Origin of the sequence: Shimia isoporae (assembly GCF_004346865.1) — a bacterium.
In the GTDB taxonomy this organism is placed as follows: domain Bacteria; phylum Pseudomonadota; class Alphaproteobacteria; order Rhodobacterales; family Rhodobacteraceae; genus Shimia; species Shimia isoporae.
Genome location: NZ_SMGR01000001.1, coordinates 1,259,839 through 1,277,972 on the forward strand (window position 1 = coordinate 1,259,839; position 18,134 = coordinate 1,277,972).

General features: G+C 58.0%; 18 protein-coding genes. 9 read left to right on the forward strand and 9 right to left on the reverse strand.

The window, feature by feature from the left end:
• Positions 1–32: 32 nt before the first annotated feature.
• Entirely contained in the window at positions 33–1,532 is a 1,500-nt protein-coding gene (locus BXY66_RS06185) for a CoA-acylating methylmalonate-semialdehyde dehydrogenase (protein WP_132859278.1), read from the reverse strand.
• Positions 1,533–1,617: 85 nt separating this feature from the next.
• Here BXY66_RS06185 and BXY66_RS06190 point away from each other — a divergent pair, with 85 nt between their 5' ends.
• The 3 genes from BXY66_RS06190 (at position 1,618) to coaD (ending at position 3,655) form a co-directional block, all read left to right on the forward strand.
• On the forward strand, positions 1,618–2,541 hold the full coding sequence (locus BXY66_RS06190) for a LysR family transcriptional regulator (RefSeq protein ID WP_243694306.1): 924 nt from the start codon (positions 1,618–1,620) through the stop codon (positions 2,539–2,541).
• Between the two features lie 64 nt (positions 2,542–2,605).
• The gene (locus tag BXY66_RS06195; RefSeq protein WP_132860361.1) at positions 2,606–3,040 is read left to right on the forward strand and encodes a CBS domain-containing protein; all 435 of its coding nucleotides are present in this window, start codon (positions 2,606–2,608) and stop codon (positions 3,038–3,040) included.
• 117 nt (positions 3,041–3,157) lie between these two features.
• The gene (coaD, locus tag BXY66_RS06200; protein WP_132859280.1) at positions 3,158–3,655 is read left to right on the forward strand and encodes a pantetheine-phosphate adenylyltransferase; all 498 of its coding nucleotides are present in this window, start codon (positions 3,158–3,160) and stop codon (positions 3,653–3,655) included.
• Between the two features lie 99 nt (positions 3,656–3,754).
• Here coaD and BXY66_RS06205 read toward each other — a convergent pair whose 3' ends face one another.
• The 3 genes from BXY66_RS06205 to tyrS form a co-directional block, all read right to left on the reverse strand.
• Positions 3,755–4,360, reverse strand: coding sequence for a hypothetical protein (locus BXY66_RS06205; protein ID WP_132859281.1), 606 nt, complete (start codon positions 4,358–4,360; stop codon positions 3,755–3,757).
• A 147-nt stretch (positions 4,361–4,507) separates the two neighbouring features.
• On the reverse strand, positions 4,508–5,263 hold the full coding sequence (locus tag BXY66_RS06210) for an SDR family NAD(P)-dependent oxidoreductase (protein WP_132859282.1): 756 nt from the start codon (positions 5,261–5,263) through the stop codon (positions 4,508–4,510).
• A gap of 192 nt (positions 5,264–5,455) precedes the next feature.
• Positions 5,456–6,703 (reverse strand): tyrosine--tRNA ligase, encoded by a 1,248-nt coding sequence (gene tyrS, locus BXY66_RS06215; protein WP_132859283.1) that lies wholly within the window; start codon positions 6,701–6,703, stop codon positions 5,456–5,458.
• A gap of 63 nt (positions 6,704–6,766) precedes the next feature.
• On the opposite strand from tyrS, the gene BXY66_RS06220 reads away from it, so the two are divergent.
• A complete protein-coding gene (locus BXY66_RS06220; RefSeq protein ID WP_132859284.1) occupies positions 6,767–7,876 on the forward strand; it encodes an anhydro-N-acetylmuramic acid kinase in 1,110 nt (369 codons plus the stop codon).
• A 6-nt stretch (positions 7,877–7,882) separates the two neighbouring features.
• On the opposite strand, the gene BXY66_RS06225 is transcribed toward BXY66_RS06220, so the two are convergent.
• The 4 genes from BXY66_RS06225 to BXY66_RS06240 all read right to left on the reverse strand — a co-directional run bounded on the left by BXY66_RS06225 (position 7,883) and on the right by BXY66_RS06240 (position 11,200).
• A complete protein-coding gene (locus tag BXY66_RS06225) occupies positions 7,883–8,791 on the reverse strand; it encodes a fatty acid desaturase (RefSeq protein ID WP_207911292.1) in 909 nt (302 codons plus the stop codon).
• Complete coding sequence (locus tag BXY66_RS06230) at positions 8,788–9,213, reverse strand: cupin domain-containing protein (RefSeq protein ID WP_132859285.1); 426 nt, start codon at positions 9,211–9,213, stop codon at positions 8,788–8,790. Before BXY66_RS06230 ends, BXY66_RS06225 begins: the two co-directional genes overlap by 4 nt.
• A 70-nt stretch (positions 9,214–9,283) precedes the next feature.
• A complete protein-coding gene (locus BXY66_RS06235; protein WP_132859286.1) occupies positions 9,284–10,147 on the reverse strand; it encodes an alpha/beta fold hydrolase in 864 nt (287 codons plus the stop codon).
• Positions 10,148–10,207: 60 nt separating this feature from the next.
• On the reverse strand, positions 10,208–11,200 hold the full coding sequence (locus BXY66_RS06240) for an AraC family transcriptional regulator (RefSeq protein ID WP_132859287.1): 993 nt from the start codon (positions 11,198–11,200) through the stop codon (positions 10,208–10,210).
• A 166-nt stretch (positions 11,201–11,366) separates the two neighbouring features.
• Between BXY66_RS06240 and BXY66_RS06245 the strand changes: the two genes are divergently transcribed.
• From BXY66_RS06245 to BXY66_RS06265, 5 genes are all read left to right on the forward strand, one after another.
• Positions 11,367–12,752 carry an amidohydrolase family protein gene (locus BXY66_RS06245; RefSeq protein ID WP_132859288.1) on the forward strand — a complete coding sequence of 462 codons (1,386 nt, stop codon included), beginning with the start codon at positions 11,367–11,369 and terminating at the stop codon, positions 12,750–12,752.
• 57 nt (positions 12,753–12,809) lie between these two features.
• On the forward strand, positions 12,810–13,697 hold the full coding sequence (locus BXY66_RS06250) for a hypothetical protein (protein ID WP_132859289.1): 888 nt from the start codon (positions 12,810–12,812) through the stop codon (positions 13,695–13,697).
• 117 nt (positions 13,698–13,814) lie between these two features.
• Complete coding sequence (locus tag BXY66_RS06255) at positions 13,815–14,969, forward strand: alpha/beta hydrolase (RefSeq protein ID WP_132859290.1); 1,155 nt, start codon at positions 13,815–13,817, stop codon at positions 14,967–14,969.
• An 11-nt stretch (positions 14,970–14,980) separates the two neighbouring features.
• Positions 14,981–16,204 (forward strand): carbohydrate porin, encoded by a 1,224-nt coding sequence (locus tag BXY66_RS06260; RefSeq protein WP_243694307.1) that lies wholly within the window; start codon positions 14,981–14,983, stop codon positions 16,202–16,204.
• A gap of 84 nt (positions 16,205–16,288) precedes the next feature.
• The gene (locus BXY66_RS06265) at positions 16,289–16,762 is read left to right on the forward strand and encodes a phosphoribosyl-AMP cyclohydrolase (protein ID WP_132859291.1); all 474 of its coding nucleotides are present in this window, start codon (positions 16,289–16,291) and stop codon (positions 16,760–16,762) included.
• A 62-nt stretch (positions 16,763–16,824) separates the two neighbouring features.
• Here BXY66_RS06265 and eno read toward each other — a convergent pair whose 3' ends face one another.
• A complete protein-coding gene (eno, locus tag BXY66_RS06270) occupies positions 16,825–18,099 on the reverse strand; it encodes a phosphopyruvate hydratase (RefSeq protein ID WP_132859292.1) in 1,275 nt (424 codons plus the stop codon).
• Positions 18,100–18,134: the final 35 nt, after the last annotated feature.

The window sequence follows — 18,134 nt, forward strand, 5'->3', positions numbered from 1 at the left end:
TTCCTGTAATCAATCATAAAGCGAGATGGGTATCAATCCATCTGTTTGAAGTGGAACTCGCCGCCTTCCTTGATGCCCGACGGCCAGCGGGAGGTCACTGTTTTCGTACGCGTGTAGAACTTGAACGCATCGGGGCCGTGCTGGTTCAAGTCGCCAAAGGCGGATTTCTTCCAGCCGCCAAAGGTGTGGTAGGCCAACGGCACCGGGATTGGCACGTTGACGCCAACCATGCCGATGTTGATGCGATTGGCAAAGTCGCGGGCGGTGTCACCATCGCGGGTGAAGATCGCGGTGCCGTTGCCATACTCGTGATCCATCGCCAGCCCCAGCGCTTCTTCGTAGGACTGCGCGCGCACCATCGACAGGACCGGACCGAAGATTTCGGTTTTGTAGATGTCCATGTCTTTGGTGACTTTGTCGAAGAGATGAGGCCCCACGAAGAACCCATCCTCGTAGCCTTGCAGCGAGAAGTCGCGCCCATCAACAACGAGATCAGCGCCCTGATCGACACCGGTTTGCACGAGGCGCAGGATGTTTTCCTTGGCAGCGCCGGTTACGACGGGGCCGTAGTCGACATCATCGCCAGCAGTGTAGGGCGCGATCTTGAGCTTTTCGATGCGTGGAACAAGCTTGTCGCGCAGTTTGTCGGCGGTTTCTTCGCCGACAGGAACCGCGACGGAAATCGCCATGCAGCGCTCACCGGCGGCACCGTAGCCGGCGCCCACAAGTGCGTCAGCTGCCTGATCGAGGTCGGCGTCAGGCATGATAATCATGTGGTTTTTGGCACCGCCGAAGCACTGAACGCGTTTGCCCTGGGCGCAGCCGGTGCCGTAGATGTATTCGGCAATCGGCGTCGAGCCAACGAAGCCGACGGATTGAATGGTCGGATCATAAAGGATCGCGTCAACGGCTTCCTTGTCACCATTTACGACCTGCAGGATGCCTTTGGGCAATCCGGCTTCTTCCATCAGCTCTGCCAGCATGAGCGGTACGGACGGGTCACGTTCAGACGGCTTCAATATGAAGGCGTTGCCGCATGCAATCGCGGGTGCGAACATCCACATCGGGATCATGGCGGGGAAGTTGAAGGGGGTGATGCCGGCGGTGACGCCCAGTGGTTGGCGCATCGAGTAGATGTCGATGCCCGGGCCTGCGGCGTCAGTATACTCGCCTTTGAGCATTTGCGGGGCTGCAATGCAGTATTCCGCAACCTCAAGACCACGCTGGATATCGCCTTTGGCATCGGGGAAGGTTTTGCCGTGTTCGCGGGACAAAGCTTCGGCCAGTTTGTCCATGTCGCGGTTCAGAAGGTCGACGAACTTCATCAGAACGCGCGCACGGCGTTGCGGGTTCACCGCGGCCCAAGCGGGTTGTGCGCTGGCAGCTGCGGCAACTGCTGCGTCCATTTCGGCTTTGCTGGCCAGCGGCACTTTGGCCTGAACTTCCCCGGTTGCGGGGTTGTAGACATCGGCAAAACGGCCAGACGTCCCTTTGACGTGTTCGCCGTTTATGTAGTGAGTCAACTCTTGCATGGCATCCTCCATTCTATTTGGTCCGAACAATAGGCTTGCAAAAATCCCCTGAAAAGCCGCAAGTATTCAAAACAGCTTTGCAAAAATGCGGAGGGGAGCGGAGATGGTGGTCCAGACGGCACATTGGGATGATTTGCGAGTGTTCCTTGCGGTTGCGCGTGAAGAGAGCCTTTCCGCGGCGGGACGCAGGCTAAACGTGGATCCCGCGACGGTCGGGCGTCGTGTCGGTCGCTTGGAAACGGCGTTTGAAACGCCGCTTTTCGTAAAGTCGCCAACGGGTTACGCACTGACCGACGCGGGGCAGAGATTGATGACACATGCCTTGCGTGTTGAGCAATCTTTGGAGGAAGCCGCTGAAGACATGGTAGGGCAGACCTCGGGCTTGTCGGGGCAAATCCGTATTGGCGCACCAGACGGCGCTGCGAATTACCTCTTGCCGCAAGTCTGTGCGCAAATCGCGGAAGACAACCCTGATCTGGAAATTCAGATCGTTGCGCTGCCGAGGGTTGTTAGCCTGTCGCGCAGGGAAGCTGACTTGGTGGTGGCTGTAAGTGCCCCGACAGCGGGTAAGCTGACCGTGCAGAAGATCACGGACTATAAGCTGCATCTGGCCGCGGCACGTTGGTATCTTCGGCGTCATCCCGATATTAAATCCGTTGAAGATCTGCGGGAGCACATGGTGATCGGATATATCCCCGATATGATTTTCGACAAGGAACTGGATTATTTGAACGAGGCCGGCATTGACCGCGTGCGACTTGCCTCGAACTCCGCAAGCGTTCAGTTCAACTGGGTGCGCAGAGGGGCCGGCGTTGGCATAGTTCATGACTTCGCAATTCCGTCAGCCAAAGGCATGGTCAAGGTGCTTCCGGAGGACGTGTCGCTGACGCGCAGCTTTTACCTGATCCGTCATGCAGACGACCGGCGACTCGAGCGAATGAACCGTTTTTCGGAGGCACTGTGCGAGGGTTTGCGTAAGGAAGTTGCCCGCTTGGAAGCCCAAACTTGACAGATCAGGCCGTTTGGAGCGACGCTTGACCCAAGGGAATTTTCTAGGACCGGAGGTTAAGCCCATGCTCGTACACCAGATTTTGAAGTCCAAAGGGTCAGAAGGCGTCATCACTGTCAAACCCGGGACGCTGGTGTCGGAGGCTGCGAAATTACTTGCCGAAAAGCGGATCGGGACGGTGATCGTTTCGGGCGATGGAGAAACGCCGGACGGGATTCTTTCGGAGCGTGACATTGTCCGCGAGCTTGGTAAGCGCGGTCCGGGGTGTCTGTCGGATTCCATCGACGATTACATGACAACCAACGTTATCACCTGTGGACGTGACGATGACGCCGTGAGCGTGCTGGAGCGCATGACCGAGGGGCGGTTCCGTCATATGCCGGTGATGGACGGTGGCAAGCTTGTTGGCCTGATTTCATTGGGTGATACGGTGAAGGCGCGTCTGAGCGAGCTGGCAATGGAGAAGGATGCGCTGGAAGGCATGATCATGGGGCATTGAGGCCATCTGATGTGCCGTTGCGTCGCAAATCCCGCAGAAATACCCATGTGGCACTGAGGCGCTTGCAAATGGGCGCGCAATAATGTTGCGTGCGCGCAGGACCACAGGGAGGCACCCATGCGCACGGCACTTTACCCCGGCACGTTTGATCCAATTACGCTTGGACATGTTGATATCATCCGCAGGGCGTCTGTTCTTGTAGATCGGCTTGTGATCGGCGTGGCGATCAATCGCGACAAGGGCCCGTTGTTCTCGCTGGAAGAGCGCGTGGCTATGATCGAGGGTGAATGCGCGAAGCTTTCGGCGGAAACCGGTACCGAAATTGTGGCGCATCCTTTCGAAAACCTGCTGATTGATTGTGCCAAGGAAGTTGGCGCACAGATCATCGTGCGGGGTCTGCGGGCTGTGACCGATTTCGAATACGAGTACCAGATGGTTGGCATGAACCGTGCGCTGGACAGCTCTATCGAGACGGTATTCCTGATGGCAGACCTGAAACATCAGGCGATTGCCTCGAAGCTTGTGAAGGAGATCGCGCGGCTAGACGGGGACGTGTCCAAGTTTGTGACACCCGCTGTCAACGCCGCCTTGTTGGAGCGGCTTGGCAAAGCCTAAGCGAGATCCGAGCTTACAAAGTTGACGAAGGCGGCCTGCGGGTCGCCTTTTTGTTGTCTGCATCGCGTCGGTAAAACGTCGGTATCGGGTCGGTTCACACTACGGCAATCGGACGATGGGTATGAACCCTGCGCGAAGTGCCTTGAGTGTAGGTTCAGGTGTCAGTACGCAGACTCTTCCCGCGGGCTTTGTCTGTGGTGTGCCGTACCCGGAAGCCGTGAATGGGTGCAGCGCGTCCTGCCATATCAATGCAGGTCCAGTTTCAACCAAAACGAAGCTTCCATCCGGCAGAAAACCAGCTTCGGTTTCGTGTCTTCGCTGACCATAGCTGCGGGGAATGGCGCGCGCGGCGTGGAGTTGGTTGTCAAAACCTGCGACACGACCGGCGTGGCCTGCAGCGGCGAGAAAGGCTTTGTAGTCGGCCCGTCTGCATTCGCCGCAGGGGCGGTGCCCAGCGGCGAGAGCGACCGCTTCGTCATGGAAGAAGAGTTCCGTGTAGCGGTTGGGTGACATCAGTTTGCGTCTGCGGTTCTTGAATTCGAGTACGCAGCAGACCCAGGCTTTGTGTCGCCACCGACGGTGAGTCAGCAGGCCGTGTTGATGGGCGGTGTCGTCGTGCAGGATACCACGGTTGCCCAGAAACGCACCGCGCTCCGGTACCGCGAGTATTTCCCCGGTGGGCTGAACACGGTTCTGGCGGGGCATGCGGGTCTCCTTTGGAAAGGAGCGTAGCATGGAATCGGTGAACGCAAAGAGCGCGCGACTTGATTGCGCAGGAACCGGAGTGGGTTCGCTGCAATCAAATAGGTTTCCGGCGATTTGAGTAGGCGCGCGGGGCGCGCCTGTCAGGGGTTATTGCATGCGCAGGGCGCCGTCGATGCGGATGACTTCGCCGTTCAGATAACCGTTTTCGACGATGAATCCTGCGAGGCGCGCATATTCGGACGGATCGCCGAGGCGCTTGGGGCAGGTCACGTCTGCCGCCAATTGATCCTGCACTTCTTGCGGTAGGCCTTGCAGCATTGGCGTCAGGAAGATGCCCGGAGCGATGGCCATGACACGGATGCCGGAGCGCGCGAGGTCACGGGCCATTGGCAGGGAGAGGCCAACGATGCCGCCTTTGGATGCGGCGTAGGCGGCTTGACCGCGCTGGCCGTCCATCGCGGCAATAGAGGCTGTGTTGATGATCACGCCGCGGGCGCCATCCGCTTCGGCTTCGTTCTCTGCAATCACCTCTGCCGCGAGGCGGGCAACGTTGAAGGAGCCTACGAGGTTGATGTCGATGGTTTTCTGGAAGGTGTGCAGCGGGTGCGGGCCGTTTTTGCCAATGGTGGTTGCGGCAGGGGCGATGCCCGCGCAGTTCACGGCAGCGGTGATGGTGCCCATCGCAGACTTGGCAGCAGCGATTGCGGCTGCGACGCTCGCCTCGTCGGTGACGTCGGTTTTATGGAACGTTCCACCGAGTTCAGCCGCGACTTCGGTGCCTCGCTCTTCATTGAGGTCAAACAGCGCGACTTTGGCGCCATTTGCTGCAAAGTGACGTGCGGTGGCTTCGCCAAGACCGGATGCACCGCCGGTGATTACGGCACAGGTTTGGTCGAGTTTCATGAGCGGGCTCCTCCGAAGTAAATGAACGTATGTTCAAATAACCCATGTGCAGGCCCCCTGTCCAGAGGTGAAGCGAGGCAGGTGTTTTGGGCCTCAACGACCAGCGTTCCCCCGCCTTGCGCAACTTTTGAGAAAAAACGAAAAAGACCCGCCAAAGGACGGGTCTTTGTGAATTCGGAAGCCGGTTCGGGGTCAGCTGGCGAGCTGTACCAGCGCGTGGCGTTTCTTGCCGGCGGAGAGCTTGATCGGGTTGGACAAGGCTGCAGCGTCAATCATCAGACCCGCGTCAGTGAGTGGCGCGTCATCCAGTTTGGCGCCGTTTTCCTTGATCAGCCGCTTTGCGTCTTTGCCGGATTTGGCCAGACCGGATTTTACAATCAACTGCACAATGGACACGGGCAGATCGGCCGTGTCCACGGAAATGGTGGGCAAGTCGTCTCCCACGCCGCCTTTTTCGAACACTTCGCGCGCAGTGGCTTCGGCCGCGGCTGCGGCGTCTGCACCGTGGCAGAGCGTTGTGACCTCGTTGGCCAGAATGATCTTGGCGGCGTTGATTTCACTACCGGCCAGTGCGCCGAGGCGTTCGCATTCGTCCAGCGGCATTTCCGTGTAGAGCTTCAAAAAGCGGCCCACGTCGGCATCGGTAGTGTTGCGCCAGAACTGCCAGAACTCATACGGGCTGCGCATGTCGGCATTGAGCCAGACCGCACCGTCAGCAGATTTGCCCATTTTTTTGCCGTCCGAGGTGGTCAGCAAAGGGGAGGTCAAACCGAAGACATGGCCATCGTCCACGCGGCGCGTCAGGTCGATGCCGTTGACAATGTTGCCCCATTGATCGGAGCCGCCGAACTGGATCATGCAACCGTAGCGGCGGTTCAGTTCGAGGAAGTCATAGGCCTGCAGGATCATGTAGTTGAATTCGAGGAAGGACAGCGATTGCTCGCGGTCCAAACGCGATTTGACGCTCTCGAAGCTGAGCATGCGGTTGACCGAGAAGTGACGTCCGATGTCGCGCAAAAACGTCAAGTAATTCAGATCGTCCAGCCATTCGGCATTGTTGAGCATCAGCGCGCCGGTGTCGCTGTCTCCGTAGTCGAGGTATTTGGCAAAGACCTTTTTGATGCCGGCGATGTTGTCGTCGATCTGGTCATTGGTCAGCAGCGGTCGTTCGTCGGCGCGGAAGGAGGGATCGCCTACTTTGGTTGTGCCGCCGCCCATCAGTGTAATCGGCTTGTGGCCGGTTTTTTGCAACCAGCGCAACATCATGATCTGGATCAGAGAGCCCACGTGCAGCGACTTGGCCGTCGCATCAAAACCGATATAACCGGGCACAACACCATTCAGCAGCGCCTGGTCAAGCGCTTCGTAATCCGTGCAATCGGCCACAAAGCCGCGCTCGAGCATCACGGTCAGAAAATCCGATTTGGGCTGGTAGGTCATGGTGTCGATCCCGTATTGTTCGTGAAACCGTGTATAGGCGGGGATGAGCAGAAGGAAAAGGCCATGATGAAGGCCAAAAGCGGCGGGGCTGTGGTGCGTGCTCTCGGGGCGATGTCAGGGACATCGCTGGACGGTGTGGACGCAGCCGTGGTCGAGACAGATGGCGTTGCAATTCAAAGCTTTGGCGAGAGTGCCTATCGTGCCTATTCGCGGGAGGAACAACAGGTTCTCGAGGCTGCTCTGGGACACTGGTCGGGTGTTGAAGCGGAGGCCGCTGCGGCAGTGATCGAGGCCGCGCATGCCGAGGTACTACGAGGGTTTTCCGATGCAGGTCTGGTCGGATTTCACGGCCAAACACTGGCGCATGAACCGCGTGGGCGCGGCACCTGTCAGGTTGGCGATGGTCAGGCTCTGGCCGAGACACTGGGCGTGCCGGTGGTTTGGGATTTCCGGACGGCTGATGTGGAACTTGGCGGGGAGGGTGCGCCGCTGGCGCCGTTCTTTCACTTTGCCTGCGCGAAATGGTTCGGCGCGACCGAGCCGGTTGCCTTTCTGAACCTTGGCGGCGTGGGTAATTTGACGTGGGTTGATCCGCGCAAAGGAGCGCCTGAAGAGGACGGTGCTTTGTTGGCGTTTGACACAGGCCCTGCCAACGCGCCTCTCAACGACTTGTTGCGGTTGCGGCGCGGGATGAATTTTGACGAAGGCGGCAAAGTCGCCGCGGCCGGCACTGTCGCGACCGGGGCATTGGAGTTGTTTCTGCAGGAAGCGTATTTCTCACGAATTCCACCTAAGTCTCTGGATCGGAACGATTTTCCTGAAATGATGGACCTTGTGAGGGAATTGTCTGACGAAGATGCGGCGGCCACGATGACAGCGATGTGCGCCGCGTCGGTCGCGCAGGGTATGGCGCACTGTCCGACGCCTCCGTCGAAAGTTCTGGTCACGGGCGGTGGCCGTCATAATCCGGTGTTGATGGAGATGCTGCGTGTGTCGCTGGAGTGTCCGGTGGTGCCCGTAGAGGATGTCGGGTTGGATGGAGATATGCTGGAAGCGCAGGCTTTTGCCTATCTGGCCGTGCGTGTCGCACGTGGATTGCCGACCAGTTGTCCGGCCACCACTGGCGTCATGGCGCTGGTCGGTGGCGGCACGGTGAGCGAACCGTCGCGGTAATCTTTTTCAAAGCTGTCGGCGGTAATCCTTGTGAAAAGCCGTGTATCCGTCCGATGTGCTTTTCAAGTGTGGTTTCAGTTCCGCGTGAAGTGCGGGGAGCTGATGGAATGGCACATTTGGAAACGCGTGATGTTCCGCGTGGAAGGGCATGTTCCACGCCAGAAAACGCACAAGGCGGTTGCTAAACGTTGTGCGTGAGTTTTCCAGCATGTTGGCGACGGGTGGGCAGAGACCGTGCTCGGCCAACAGGTAGGCGCGCAGAAATGGTTGGCCGATCAGGCTTGGCACAACCCAGACCCAGACCAAGACGGGCGACCAGATCAGCGAACATAGAAGTCCGGCATAAGCGAGCAGCAGAATGCGGGCTTCGAGCCGCATTCTTTTGTGCTGTCTCCGTGGCAGGTAGGGTGCGTCGATGTCTCCGAAGGCGTTTTTCCAGATCGTTTTGGCCATGCCGGCCCAGTAGCTCAAGCCCGAGAGATATTTCATGTATGCCCAGAGTGTTTCGGGGCGGGGGCCATGGTTCAGTTCCGGATCTTTGGCGGGATCGTTGGTGAATTTATGGTGCGCCATGTGGAAGGCGCGAAACCAGTTGAAAGGCAACAAAAGCGGAAGGGCGCAAGCGCTGCCAACGACGCGGTTGATCCATCGGGAGGCAAATGGCGTGTCATGCGTGCATTCATGGCTGAGCGTGAAGAGGAAACTCCAGAGAATGCCAAGGGGAAGCAGGGCAACAGGCCATAGGGGAAGCTTGAGACCAACCCAGAGCGCAAATGCAATCAAAACAAGCAAGTAGCAAGAGAGGTGCCGCAAGCCGGCGACATCGGACCGAGTTTGAAGTGTGGCTCGGAGCTCTGGTGACAGGCGGGACAAGGCCTCCTTGTGATCCAGAATTTCCGCGTCGCCGACGTTCATCGCGGAATGTCGAAGCCGCTCGGGGCAAGTTCGAACCCCTCAAACTGGAACGCGGGTGAAACCGTGCAGCCGACGAGTGTCCAGCCGCCGGTGGAACGGGCTGCCTGCCAGTGACCTTCTGGCACAATCAATTGTGGCAAAGCGCCGGACGTCAGATCGGGTCCAAGGGTGTGGTCGCGGGCCGGGCCCTTTTCGGTCTCGGCGAGGGACAGGATCAAGGGATCACCTGCATAGTGGTGCCAGATCTCGGTGGCATCAACGCGGTGCCAGTGGCTGGCTTCTCCTTCCTTGAGCAGAAAGTAGATGGCCGTGCCTGCAGGGCGTTCGCCGTCCTGAGACCCGGCAATCCAGGTCTGGCGGTAGTGACCGCCTTCGGGGTGCGGAGCGAGGTCGAGGTGAGCAATAATCTCGTCGGCTGTCATGGGGTGTCCTGCGCCAGTGTCGGTTTCGGTCACATGGTGCAGGAATGACCGCGATGGGCAAGCAGAAAGGCTACATCAAAGAGGCAAGGGCCTCTCGCGTTGCACGGCCGACTTCGGCGGGTGCTTCGAGCGGCAGCAGGTGGCCATAGTCGGTGAGGCTTGTGAAGGGGAGGTCGGGACGCGCAATGTGCAGGGCCTGCGCGATGGAAGGATCCATGAACAGGCTGGGCTTTCCGGTGATGATGCGTGTCGGGACAGTGAGTTTCTTGAGCGTGGGCAAAATATATGGCGGCGTCGCGTAGAGATGAGCCTCCCAGTCACGCGGATATTCCAGCCGGATACCGCCGTCTTCTTTCGGCACCGTCAAAGCTTCGATCAGGGTGCGAAGCTTTTGGTCATCGAACCGGCGATAGGCACGGGAGTTTCGATAGTCGGCAAACGCAGCATCAATGCCTGGCCACGAGGTCGGTCCGTTCAGAACTTCTGCAGCGGGACCGCGCGTGCTCCGCATCATGTATGGGATCAGGCGGAGGAGGAACTTGATGCGGGCGGTTACGCCGGCAGGCTCGAGCAGCACCAATCCTTTGAACAAGTCAGGGCGTTTGACAGCAGCCATCGCGGTGGTGGCTGCGCCGATGGAATGGCCGACAGCCAAAACAGGCGCGGAGCCATTGGCCTCGATCCATGCAATCATGTCGTCGGCAAACACGTCCCATTCGCGTTTTCGGTCGGGGGCAGGGCCGTCCGGCCAAAGCGGGCGCATCATGAGAGCTGTAGGTGAAAAGTCCGGGGCGAGCTCGGAAAGAAAAGACGCATAACAACGCGGGCCCAATCCGGTTGCGTGATGAAACAAGACCTGCGGTCCGTCACCAATGTGATGAACGGCCGGCATCTTTCCTTGTTTCAGAGGGGTGATAATCGCTTGCGCAGTCATGCGGGCAGGCTAAATCGAGCTTGCCGACGTGCAAGGCTGACGTTGCGGCGGCAGGAAAAATCACCGCAACTGTTTATTGCGATATTCCAGCGGAGAAAGACCGGTTTGGGACCGGAAGAAACGGGCGAAATGGGACTGGTCGTTATATCCAAGTTGCCGACCTATATCGGAAACCGTCGTAGAGGATCCCCTCAGAAGCTCGCTTGCAACGTCTATGCGCAACCGTTTGATTTCACGAGGAAACGTGGTGTTTTGAGCCTGCAGAGTCGCTTTGAGACGGGCCGGCGACATCCCGAGTTCTTTTGCAAAATCGTCGAGGCTCAGATCTCTCTTTTCCAATTGTGGGCGCGCCGCGGTGCGCAGGGCGCTGACAATCGAGAGTTCCTCTGGAACGGGAGTGTTTTCGGTCTCCATCGCGGCGGTGCCCTGACGCACTGGTAAAAGCAACCAGTGACTTGGGAACCGTACGCCCAATCCAGTGATGTTGCTTTGGGTCACCGCGACGCCCAGGGGGGTCTTCGGGACGGCTTGGGGGAAAGGTGTCAGCAGAGAAACCTGTTCTCCATTCCAGCGGTCGCGAAGCAACTGCCGTAGCAGCCGAAGGTGCAGCCCAAGACCAAACCCTTCGACATGTTCGGGTTGATTTCGGGTCCGGACGAGCCTGTTAACAGTGTATGTCGCTGTATCAGCGGATACCTCCAGTACATGGCGGACGGAACTGGCCTGTTGCGGCACGGCGAGAAGGAACCGCGTGTAGAAATCTCCAACGGTTCGAGCCCTTTGAAAGGCGTCTTTGGTGGGTTGCCACTGACGAATGTCGAAAGCCTCGGCAACATGAAAGCCGAAGTGAGGGTCCTTGGTGGCTTTGGCAAGACCGTTTGTCAGACCATAGATGACCTCGGCATGAACGGACCGGTCGGGGTTGGCAATGTCCTCGCGGGTCAATTCAAACCGGTCCAAGGTCGATGCGATGTCGACGCCGCGGGAGCGGGCGAGGTCGACAAACGGCATTACGAGGGGCAAGCGAATAAATCCGTCAGTTTTGCTTGGCATGAGGACCTCTTGGACGATGGGAATTGGTATTTGGGCCAGTATTGCCCCCAAAACCACCTGTTGTCGGCCAGTTTTTTTTGTCCTTTCCGAAATTTCATCCAAAAATGGCCGACTTGCCGTAACGACTCGGTCTAGGCTGGAAGAATATTTCAACGGGAGAATTCGAATGACAAAGAATCTGCTTAGAGGTGCAATCGCGGTAGTGACCGGATTTTTTGCCACCTCGGCTGTGGCACAGGATGCGCTACCCCAGATACTTTTCACCAATGTACACGTGTTTGATGGCGTAAACGAAGCACGCCTCGAGAATGCGTCGGTGCTTGTGGAAGGCAACATGATCAAAACCGTGTCCACTGACGCAATTGATGCGCCGGACGCGGAGGTGATTGATGGCGGCGGACGGACTTTGACGCCGGGCTTTATCGAGAACCACGCACACTTGATGCTGATGGGGCCATCGATCTCGTCGATGGAGACTAACTCAACATGGGAAGATTTCGCCATCCACGGCACCAAGATGGCCGAGATGTACCTGATGCAGGGGTTCACGACTGTGCGGGATGCGGGTGGCGCTAATGCCGGTCTGCGGCGCTGGATTGACAGCGGTCAGATCATCGGTCCGCGTTTTTATAACTCCGGCGCTTTCATTGGTACACGTGGGGGCCACGCAGACTTTGCCTCTTTCACGTCACCGCCCGGTGCACAAACCAATATGGGTCTGCTGAACATGGCACAACAGGTCAACGGCGTGGACGACGTGTACAAGTACGGCCGTAACAACCTGCGCATGGGCGCGACCCAGCTGAAATTCATGCAGTCTGGTGGCGTGGTTTCGGCCTTTGATCCTTGGCAACTGCTTGCTGGCTCCAAGGAAGAGATCGAAGCAGCGGTTCAAGTAGCCAATGAATACGGCACCTATGTGATGGCACACTCCTACCGTAAAGAGGCGATCATCAATGCGTTAAACGCGGGCGTGAAAACCATCGAACACGGATTCCACTTTGATTGCGAAATCTCCGCACTCATGAAGGAGAAGGGCGCCTATATCACCACCAACATTACAGCGTTTGACCCAGGCCTGCTGGATGTGCCTGCGGTGAAGAACCAGCCTTCGAGCCTGGCGAAAGCCAAAAGCGCCTCTGCGTCCTTTGCCAACTACATCCCAAGTATGAAGGAATGCCCAGCGCCGCGTGGGTTCCAGACAGACTGTGTTGGGTCTGTGGCAGCTTGCAACATCCAGATTGCCTACGAAAAGCACCTGAACAACGAGTTCTTTGGCGCGTATCAGTCTTTGGTGACGTTGACGTCGGTCGGAGGCGAGATTGCGGCTCTGACGGGTGATTTCACCAATCCTTACCCGAACGGCAAGCTGGGTGTGATTGAAGAGGGTGCCTATGCCGACATTCTCCTGATCGATGGCAATCCGCTCGAGGACTTTTCGGTGGTTGGCACTGGCGACGAGTGGTTCACTGCTGATCCGCGGCCGGACAGCCCCGAGACCATCCGCCTGATCATGAAGGACGGTGTCGTCTATAAGAACACGCTGAACTAAAGAGCAAGCGGCCCGCAGTTTCCTGCGGGCCGCGTCCTTTTGAACGGGATTTGCACGATGACGGTTTATAAGCGGCTGGCCGCAAGCATCCTTGTGGTTTTGGGAGCCTTCGGGTCGGCTCATGCCCAGGTTGGTCCCAACATCGAGGAGTTGGCGAAAGAACTGGCCAACCCCGGTGCCGCCAATGCCACAATGAATTTCAAGCTGGAACACCGGTCGTTTGACGGCACATTGCCCGGGGCGGATGACCAGAGCAGCACGACGCTGACTTTTCAACCGGTCCTGCCTTTCGTGCTCGGAAACGGAAACAACCTGATTTTCCGGCCTGCGTTCAGCTACGTATGGGATCAGGCGCAGCCCACAGTCGGCGGCTTCAATTCTGTAAACAGTTTTGGCGATATACCGTTTGATTTGCTGTATTCCTGGAGTGACAGCGGCTGGACCTTTGGTGCCGGTGTGGTCGGGGCAATCCCGACCGGCACCGACGCGTCGAGCGACAACTGGTTGCTGGGGCCGAGCGCTCTGGCCGTTCGGACCGCCGACTGGGGGGTTTGGGGGCTGTTTCCCTTCCACAACTGGAAAGTTGCGGGAGACGGTCCTGCAACGTCGATCACGTCCTTGCAGTATTTCCTGTTCTACGGTCTGGGCAACGGCTGGCTGATCGGCACCGGACCGACGATGACGTATAACTGGAACGCGCCCAGCGGGGACGAATGGACAGTTCCGGTTCAATTGGCGGTGTCCAAGACAACCGGCATTGGCGGTCGCGTGGTGAAGCTCAATCTCTCGGCAGAGAAAAACGTGGTGACACCGGATCCTTTCTCTGAGGATTGGACCTATACGCTGACGGTCAGCCCGGTTGTGAAGAACCCGTTGCAACCCAATCCGCCGACTCCGGTGGATGCAGCCACACGGGCGCGGGTTCTGGCGCCGCTGAAGTTTTGAGGCTGTTGGATAAATCTCTGATGCCAAGGCAAAAAAGAGCTTGGGAGACGCCCATTTTCACGGGCATAGTGGGGATGTTTTTCACGTGATGACTTTGGACAGACCGCACCAGCCATGATGACCCGTACCTTTCTGCGATTGAGCCGCCGCTCGACCGACCGACCCAAATCCTTTGCCCTGAAAACGCTGCAGGCTTTCTGCCTTGCGGTGTTTGTTGTGGCCTGCAGTCCTGCGCCCGATCTGATTGGGATCGACAATCCGAATGTGCCTGCGGATTCTGTGACCACGGCGACGCGGCACAAGGTGTTCATCACCACAACGCGGGCACAGTCCGAGGAGTTGGGCGAGTTTTTCTCGGGTGCGCGCTCTCCGGAAGTCGGGCTTGCCTCTGTCGACGTGTCCATCCCGCCCAACCACGTCAGTGGTGAACTGGAGCGGCCCAAACGGTTGCCGCCTGATCCGCGCAAGGAATTCGCTGTGGTCAATCCGATCGTGTACGCCAATGACAGCGCATTCATACGCAGCATGAACGAAGAGTTGCGCAAGAGGCCGCGCGGCAACCGTGACGTTCTGTTCTTTATCCACGGGTACAACAATTCGACGTCTGATGCCGTTCTTCGATTGGCACAATTCGTGGAAGACACTGATTTTCAAGGGGTGCCGGTCTTGTTCGACTGGGCATCGGCCGACAAGCTGACGCGCTATGTCTACGACCTGAACAGTGCGTTGATCGCACGGGCAAAACTTGGAGAAATTGGGGATGTGCTGGCGCGGACCAACGCTGAGCACTACACGATTTTCGCCCACTCCATGGGGGGCTTCCTGACGATGGAAGCGCTGATGGACGCCACCAAGACAGGTCGGCTGAACTACACCGGACGGTTGCGGAATATCGTGCTGGCGTCTCCGGACGTGGATATGGATCTGTTCAGAACGCATATGGAAGTGATCGGGAACAAGGCTGGCGACATATTTGTGCTGCACTCGGAAGATGACGCTGCGCTGAGCGTTTCGCGCAAACTCGCGGGCGGCGTGCCGCGGGTCGGCGCCGCGGACAGCGACGCTCTTTCCGCGTTGGGTGTTGTTGCGATCGACTTGAGCGAAATTGACGACTCGGCTTCCGGCAGCCACTCGAAATTCGCCGGATCGCCCGAAATCGTGCAGTTGCTGGGCTATGGTTTGAACCAGCACGCGCAGTTTGACCGAAGCCACCGGGCCAGCAGCATTACCGAATTGATTGCAGGTATCCCCGTGACCATCGCGTTTGAATAGGAGGAGAGACCATGGCCACCCACATTAAGGACACTTTGCAAAGATTTGTTGCTGGCGGTGTTATGGCTGGATGTTTGGCTGCTGTCACTCCGGCGGAGGTCGCTGCTCAGGCGGGCGGTTTGTCAGGGCCTTCTTCCACGGCTGCGGATCTCGAGCCGGGGGACGGGTTGACCGATCCCCAGTTCCGGTCGGATTTCCCGCGCAAGCTGGCACCGGGGTGGTTCGCTTGGAAAGACGGTTTGGCGGAACAGGGGTTCAAGTTCAACATCGACTACCTGTCTCTGGGCCAATGGGGTAATGCCAACATTGGCGAGGGCGATGCCGCTGGCGGAATTGCGAGGTTTTACGGCAACTGGCAGGCCACGGAACTCGGTAGTCTGACGTTCAAGATTGAGAACCGGCACCGGTACGGAGCGGTAGCGCCACAGTTCCTCGGACTTGATGGCGGGGCTTTGTCGATCACCGGTACCGCTTTCAACGGCAATGGCACAATGCTGACCAACCTGTTCTGGACCCAGCGCTCCGAAAATGGAAACTGGACGCTGCAAGTCGGGCAACTGGACGTGACCGATTTTCTCGACCTGTATGCGGCCGTCAGCCCGTATTCCGGGTTTCAGAACCTTGCCTTCAACACCAACCCGACAATCAACGCCCCCAATCCCGGGCTGGGCATCGCGGGCGGTCTTCGTTTGAGCGATAACTTTTATATGGTCGGCAGTGTTGCGGATGCGAATGCCGACCCGACGAAGCCGAACTTTGACGTTTTTGAAGACGGAAATCTCTTCAAGAGCCTCGAGATCGGGTATACCTCGTCTCCTGATCGGATCTATTTCGATAACATCCACCTGACGCTTTGGCATGCTGATGCCGCCAACGACGGAAGCCGCCCCGAAGATTGGGGCGCGGCGTTTTCAGCAGCTTGGTTTCTGGACAACAAATGGCTGCCGTTCTTTCGGGCAGGGGTGAGTCAGGGAACAGCCGCGCTTTATGAAAAGTCGGTTTCGGCTGGGGTCGCTTATTACGGCCGCAACACGGACGCGGCTGGCTTTGGCCTTAACTGGGCGGAAGGGGCCTCTTCCAGCGAAGGGCAGATCACGGCTGAGGCATTCTATCGTTTCTCGATTTCGCCCGGACTGCAGATAACACCGTCGGTTCAGGTGATTTCCAATCCTTTGCTGAACCCTGGGCAGGATACGATTACCCTGTTCGGATTGCGGGCGCGTGTGGTGTTCTGAAGCAACCTGAGGGCTTGTCTCTTGAAACAGGGTAAATGATCGGCCAAATACTCCCCAAATTGGCACTGAGGAGAGGGATACCCCGTGACGATCACTGAAGCAGAACTGAGCAAGGCCCGCGAGAACTGGGGCGACGGACTTGTGGCCATTTCGAAAGCGTATGAAGCAGACGGCATCGACGCGGCGCGCGAGGTTGCAGAGGGCGTTCTGGATGCGGCCTATGGGTATGGTCTTGGTCCGGTTCTGTTCAAGCCGACGCTGGCGAGTGGCGACCAGACGTTTCGCCCTACCAAGAAAGGCGCTTTGTCCTACTTCGTGGGTCATGATGAGGAATACCCTCTGGACGGCGGTTTTGGCATCAAGGGCTGGCGCGGAATGGAAAGCGTGACCTCTGCAAGCTTCATTGAAGGCGATGTGGCGATGTGGATGGGCTGGGTGATCCTGACAGACAAGGATGGCGGCGTAACGAAGGTCGACAAGAGCTTCGGCTACAAGAAAGACGCGAATGGCGTGTTGCGGATTGTGCAGCACCACAGCTCACTTCCGTATCAGCCATAACGAGTTGAACAAACAAAAAGCCCCGCCAAATGGCGGGGCTTTCTTTTGGGACCCAGCTAACCTTATTTCAGGATCGAGCGGCCTGCGTATTCGGCGGTTTCGCCGAGAGCTTCCTCGATGCGGATCAGCTGATTGTATTTTGCCAGACGATCAGAGCGGGACAGGGAGCCTGTTTTGATCTGGCCGCAGTTGGTGGCAACTGCCAGATCCGCGATGGTAGCGTCTTCGGTTTCGCCCGAGCGATGGCTCATGACGTTCGTGTAGCGTGCACGGTGGGCCATATCGACGGCTTGCAGCGTTTCGGTCAGCGAGCCGATCTGGTTCACCTTGACCAGCATGGAGTTCGCAACGCCTTTTGCGATGCCATCTGCAAGACGGGTCGGGTTGGTCACAAACAGGTCGTCGCCCACAAGCTGGACTTTGTCACCAATCATGTCGGTCAGTAGTTTCCAGCCTTCCCAGTCGTCTTCATCCATGCCGTCTTCGATGGAAATGATCGGGTAGTCTTTGCAGAGGTCGGCGAGGTATTGGGCGTTTTCTGCCGACGTCAGCGATTTGCCTTCGCCTACCATCTCGTACTTTCCGTCTTTGTAGTATTCAGATGAGGCGCAATCGAGCGCGAGGTAGATGTCTTCACCCAGTTTGTAGCCAGCTTTTTCGACCGAAGTTTTGATGAAGTCCAGCGCGACGCGGGTACTTTCCAGAGCCGGAGCAAATCCGCCTTCGTCACCGATGCCAGTGTTGTAACCTGCTGCTGAAAGTTCTTTTTTCAGCGTGTGGAAGACTTCGGCGCCCATGCGGATGGCCTCGCGGATGTTGTCCGCGCTGACCGGCATGATCATGAATTCCTGAATATCGATAGGGTTGTCGGCGTGTTCGCCACCGTTGATGATGTTCATCATCGGAACCGGCAGGACACGAGCCGAGGTGCCGCCCACGTAGCGGAAGAGCGGTTGTGTGGTGTAGTCGGCAGCTGCCTTTGCACAGGCGAGCGAAACGCCGAGGATGGCGTTTGCACCCAGGCGGCCTTTGTTGGGGGTGCCGTCGAGTTCGATCATTGCCTGATCCAGAGCCACCTGTTCAGTGACGTCCATGCCGACCAGTTCCTCTGCGATCTCGCCGTTGACTGCATTCACAGCTTCCAGCACGCCCTTGCCCATGTAGCGGCTTTTGTCGCCGTCGCGTTTTTCGACCGCTTCGTGTGCGCCGGTAGAGGCGCCCGACGGGACGGCGGCGCGGCCGATTGTGCCGTCTTCAAGCGTCACGTCGACTTCGACGGTCGGGTTGCCGCGGCTGTCGAGGATTTCGCGGGCAAAGATGTCAATGATGGTGCTCATGATGAGGAGTTCCCTGAACTGGCCAATTGTTGGGC

What these genes read in the sequence shown, in the direction of transcription:
- BXY66_RS06185 (WP_132859278.1), bottom strand. Translation starts at nt 1,532, where the DNA reads ATGCAAGAGTTGACTCACTACATAAACGGCGAACACGTCAAAGGGACG.
- BXY66_RS06190 (WP_243694306.1), top strand. Translation starts at nt 1,618, where the DNA reads ATGCGGAGGGGAGCGGAGATGGTGGTCCAGACGGCACATTGGGATGAT.
- BXY66_RS06195 (WP_132860361.1), top strand. Translation starts at nt 2,606, where the DNA reads ATGCTCGTACACCAGATTTTGAAGTCCAAAGGGTCAGAAGGCGTCATC.
- coaD (WP_132859280.1), top strand. Translation starts at nt 3,158, where the DNA reads ATGCGCACGGCACTTTACCCCGGCACGTTTGATCCAATTACGCTTGGA.
- BXY66_RS06205 (WP_132859281.1), bottom strand. Translation starts at nt 4,360, where the DNA reads ATGCCCCGCCAGAACCGTGTTCAGCCCACCGGGGAAATACTCGCGGTA.
- BXY66_RS06210 (WP_132859282.1), bottom strand. Translation starts at nt 5,263, where the DNA reads ATGAAACTCGACCAAACCTGTGCCGTAATCACCGGCGGTGCATCCGGT.
- tyrS (WP_132859283.1), bottom strand. Translation starts at nt 6,703, where the DNA reads ATGACCTACCAGCCCAAATCGGATTTTCTGACCGTGATGCTCGAGCGC.
- BXY66_RS06220 (WP_132859284.1), top strand. Translation starts at nt 6,767, where the DNA reads ATGATGAAGGCCAAAAGCGGCGGGGCTGTGGTGCGTGCTCTCGGGGCG.
- BXY66_RS06225 (WP_207911292.1), bottom strand. Translation starts at nt 8,791, where the DNA reads ATGAACGTCGGCGACGCGGAAATTCTGGATCACAAGGAGGCCTTGTCC.
- BXY66_RS06230 (WP_132859285.1), bottom strand. Translation starts at nt 9,213, where the DNA reads ATGACAGCCGACGAGATTATTGCTCACCTCGACCTCGCTCCGCACCCC.
- BXY66_RS06235 (WP_132859286.1), bottom strand. Translation starts at nt 10,147, where the DNA reads ATGACTGCGCAAGCGATTATCACCCCTCTGAAACAAGGAAAGATGCCG.
- BXY66_RS06240 (WP_132859287.1), bottom strand. Translation starts at nt 11,200, where the DNA reads ATGCCAAGCAAAACTGACGGATTTATTCGCTTGCCCCTCGTAATGCCG.
- BXY66_RS06245 (WP_132859288.1), top strand. Translation starts at nt 11,367, where the DNA reads ATGACAAAGAATCTGCTTAGAGGTGCAATCGCGGTAGTGACCGGATTT.
- BXY66_RS06250 (WP_132859289.1), top strand. Translation starts at nt 12,810, where the DNA reads ATGACGGTTTATAAGCGGCTGGCCGCAAGCATCCTTGTGGTTTTGGGA.
- BXY66_RS06255 (WP_132859290.1), top strand. Translation starts at nt 13,815, where the DNA reads ATGACCCGTACCTTTCTGCGATTGAGCCGCCGCTCGACCGACCGACCC.
- BXY66_RS06260 (WP_243694307.1), top strand. Translation starts at nt 14,981, where the DNA reads ATGGCCACCCACATTAAGGACACTTTGCAAAGATTTGTTGCTGGCGGT.
- eno (WP_132859292.1), bottom strand. Translation starts at nt 18,099, where the DNA reads ATGAGCACCATCATTGACATCTTTGCCCGCGAAATCCTCGACAGCCGC.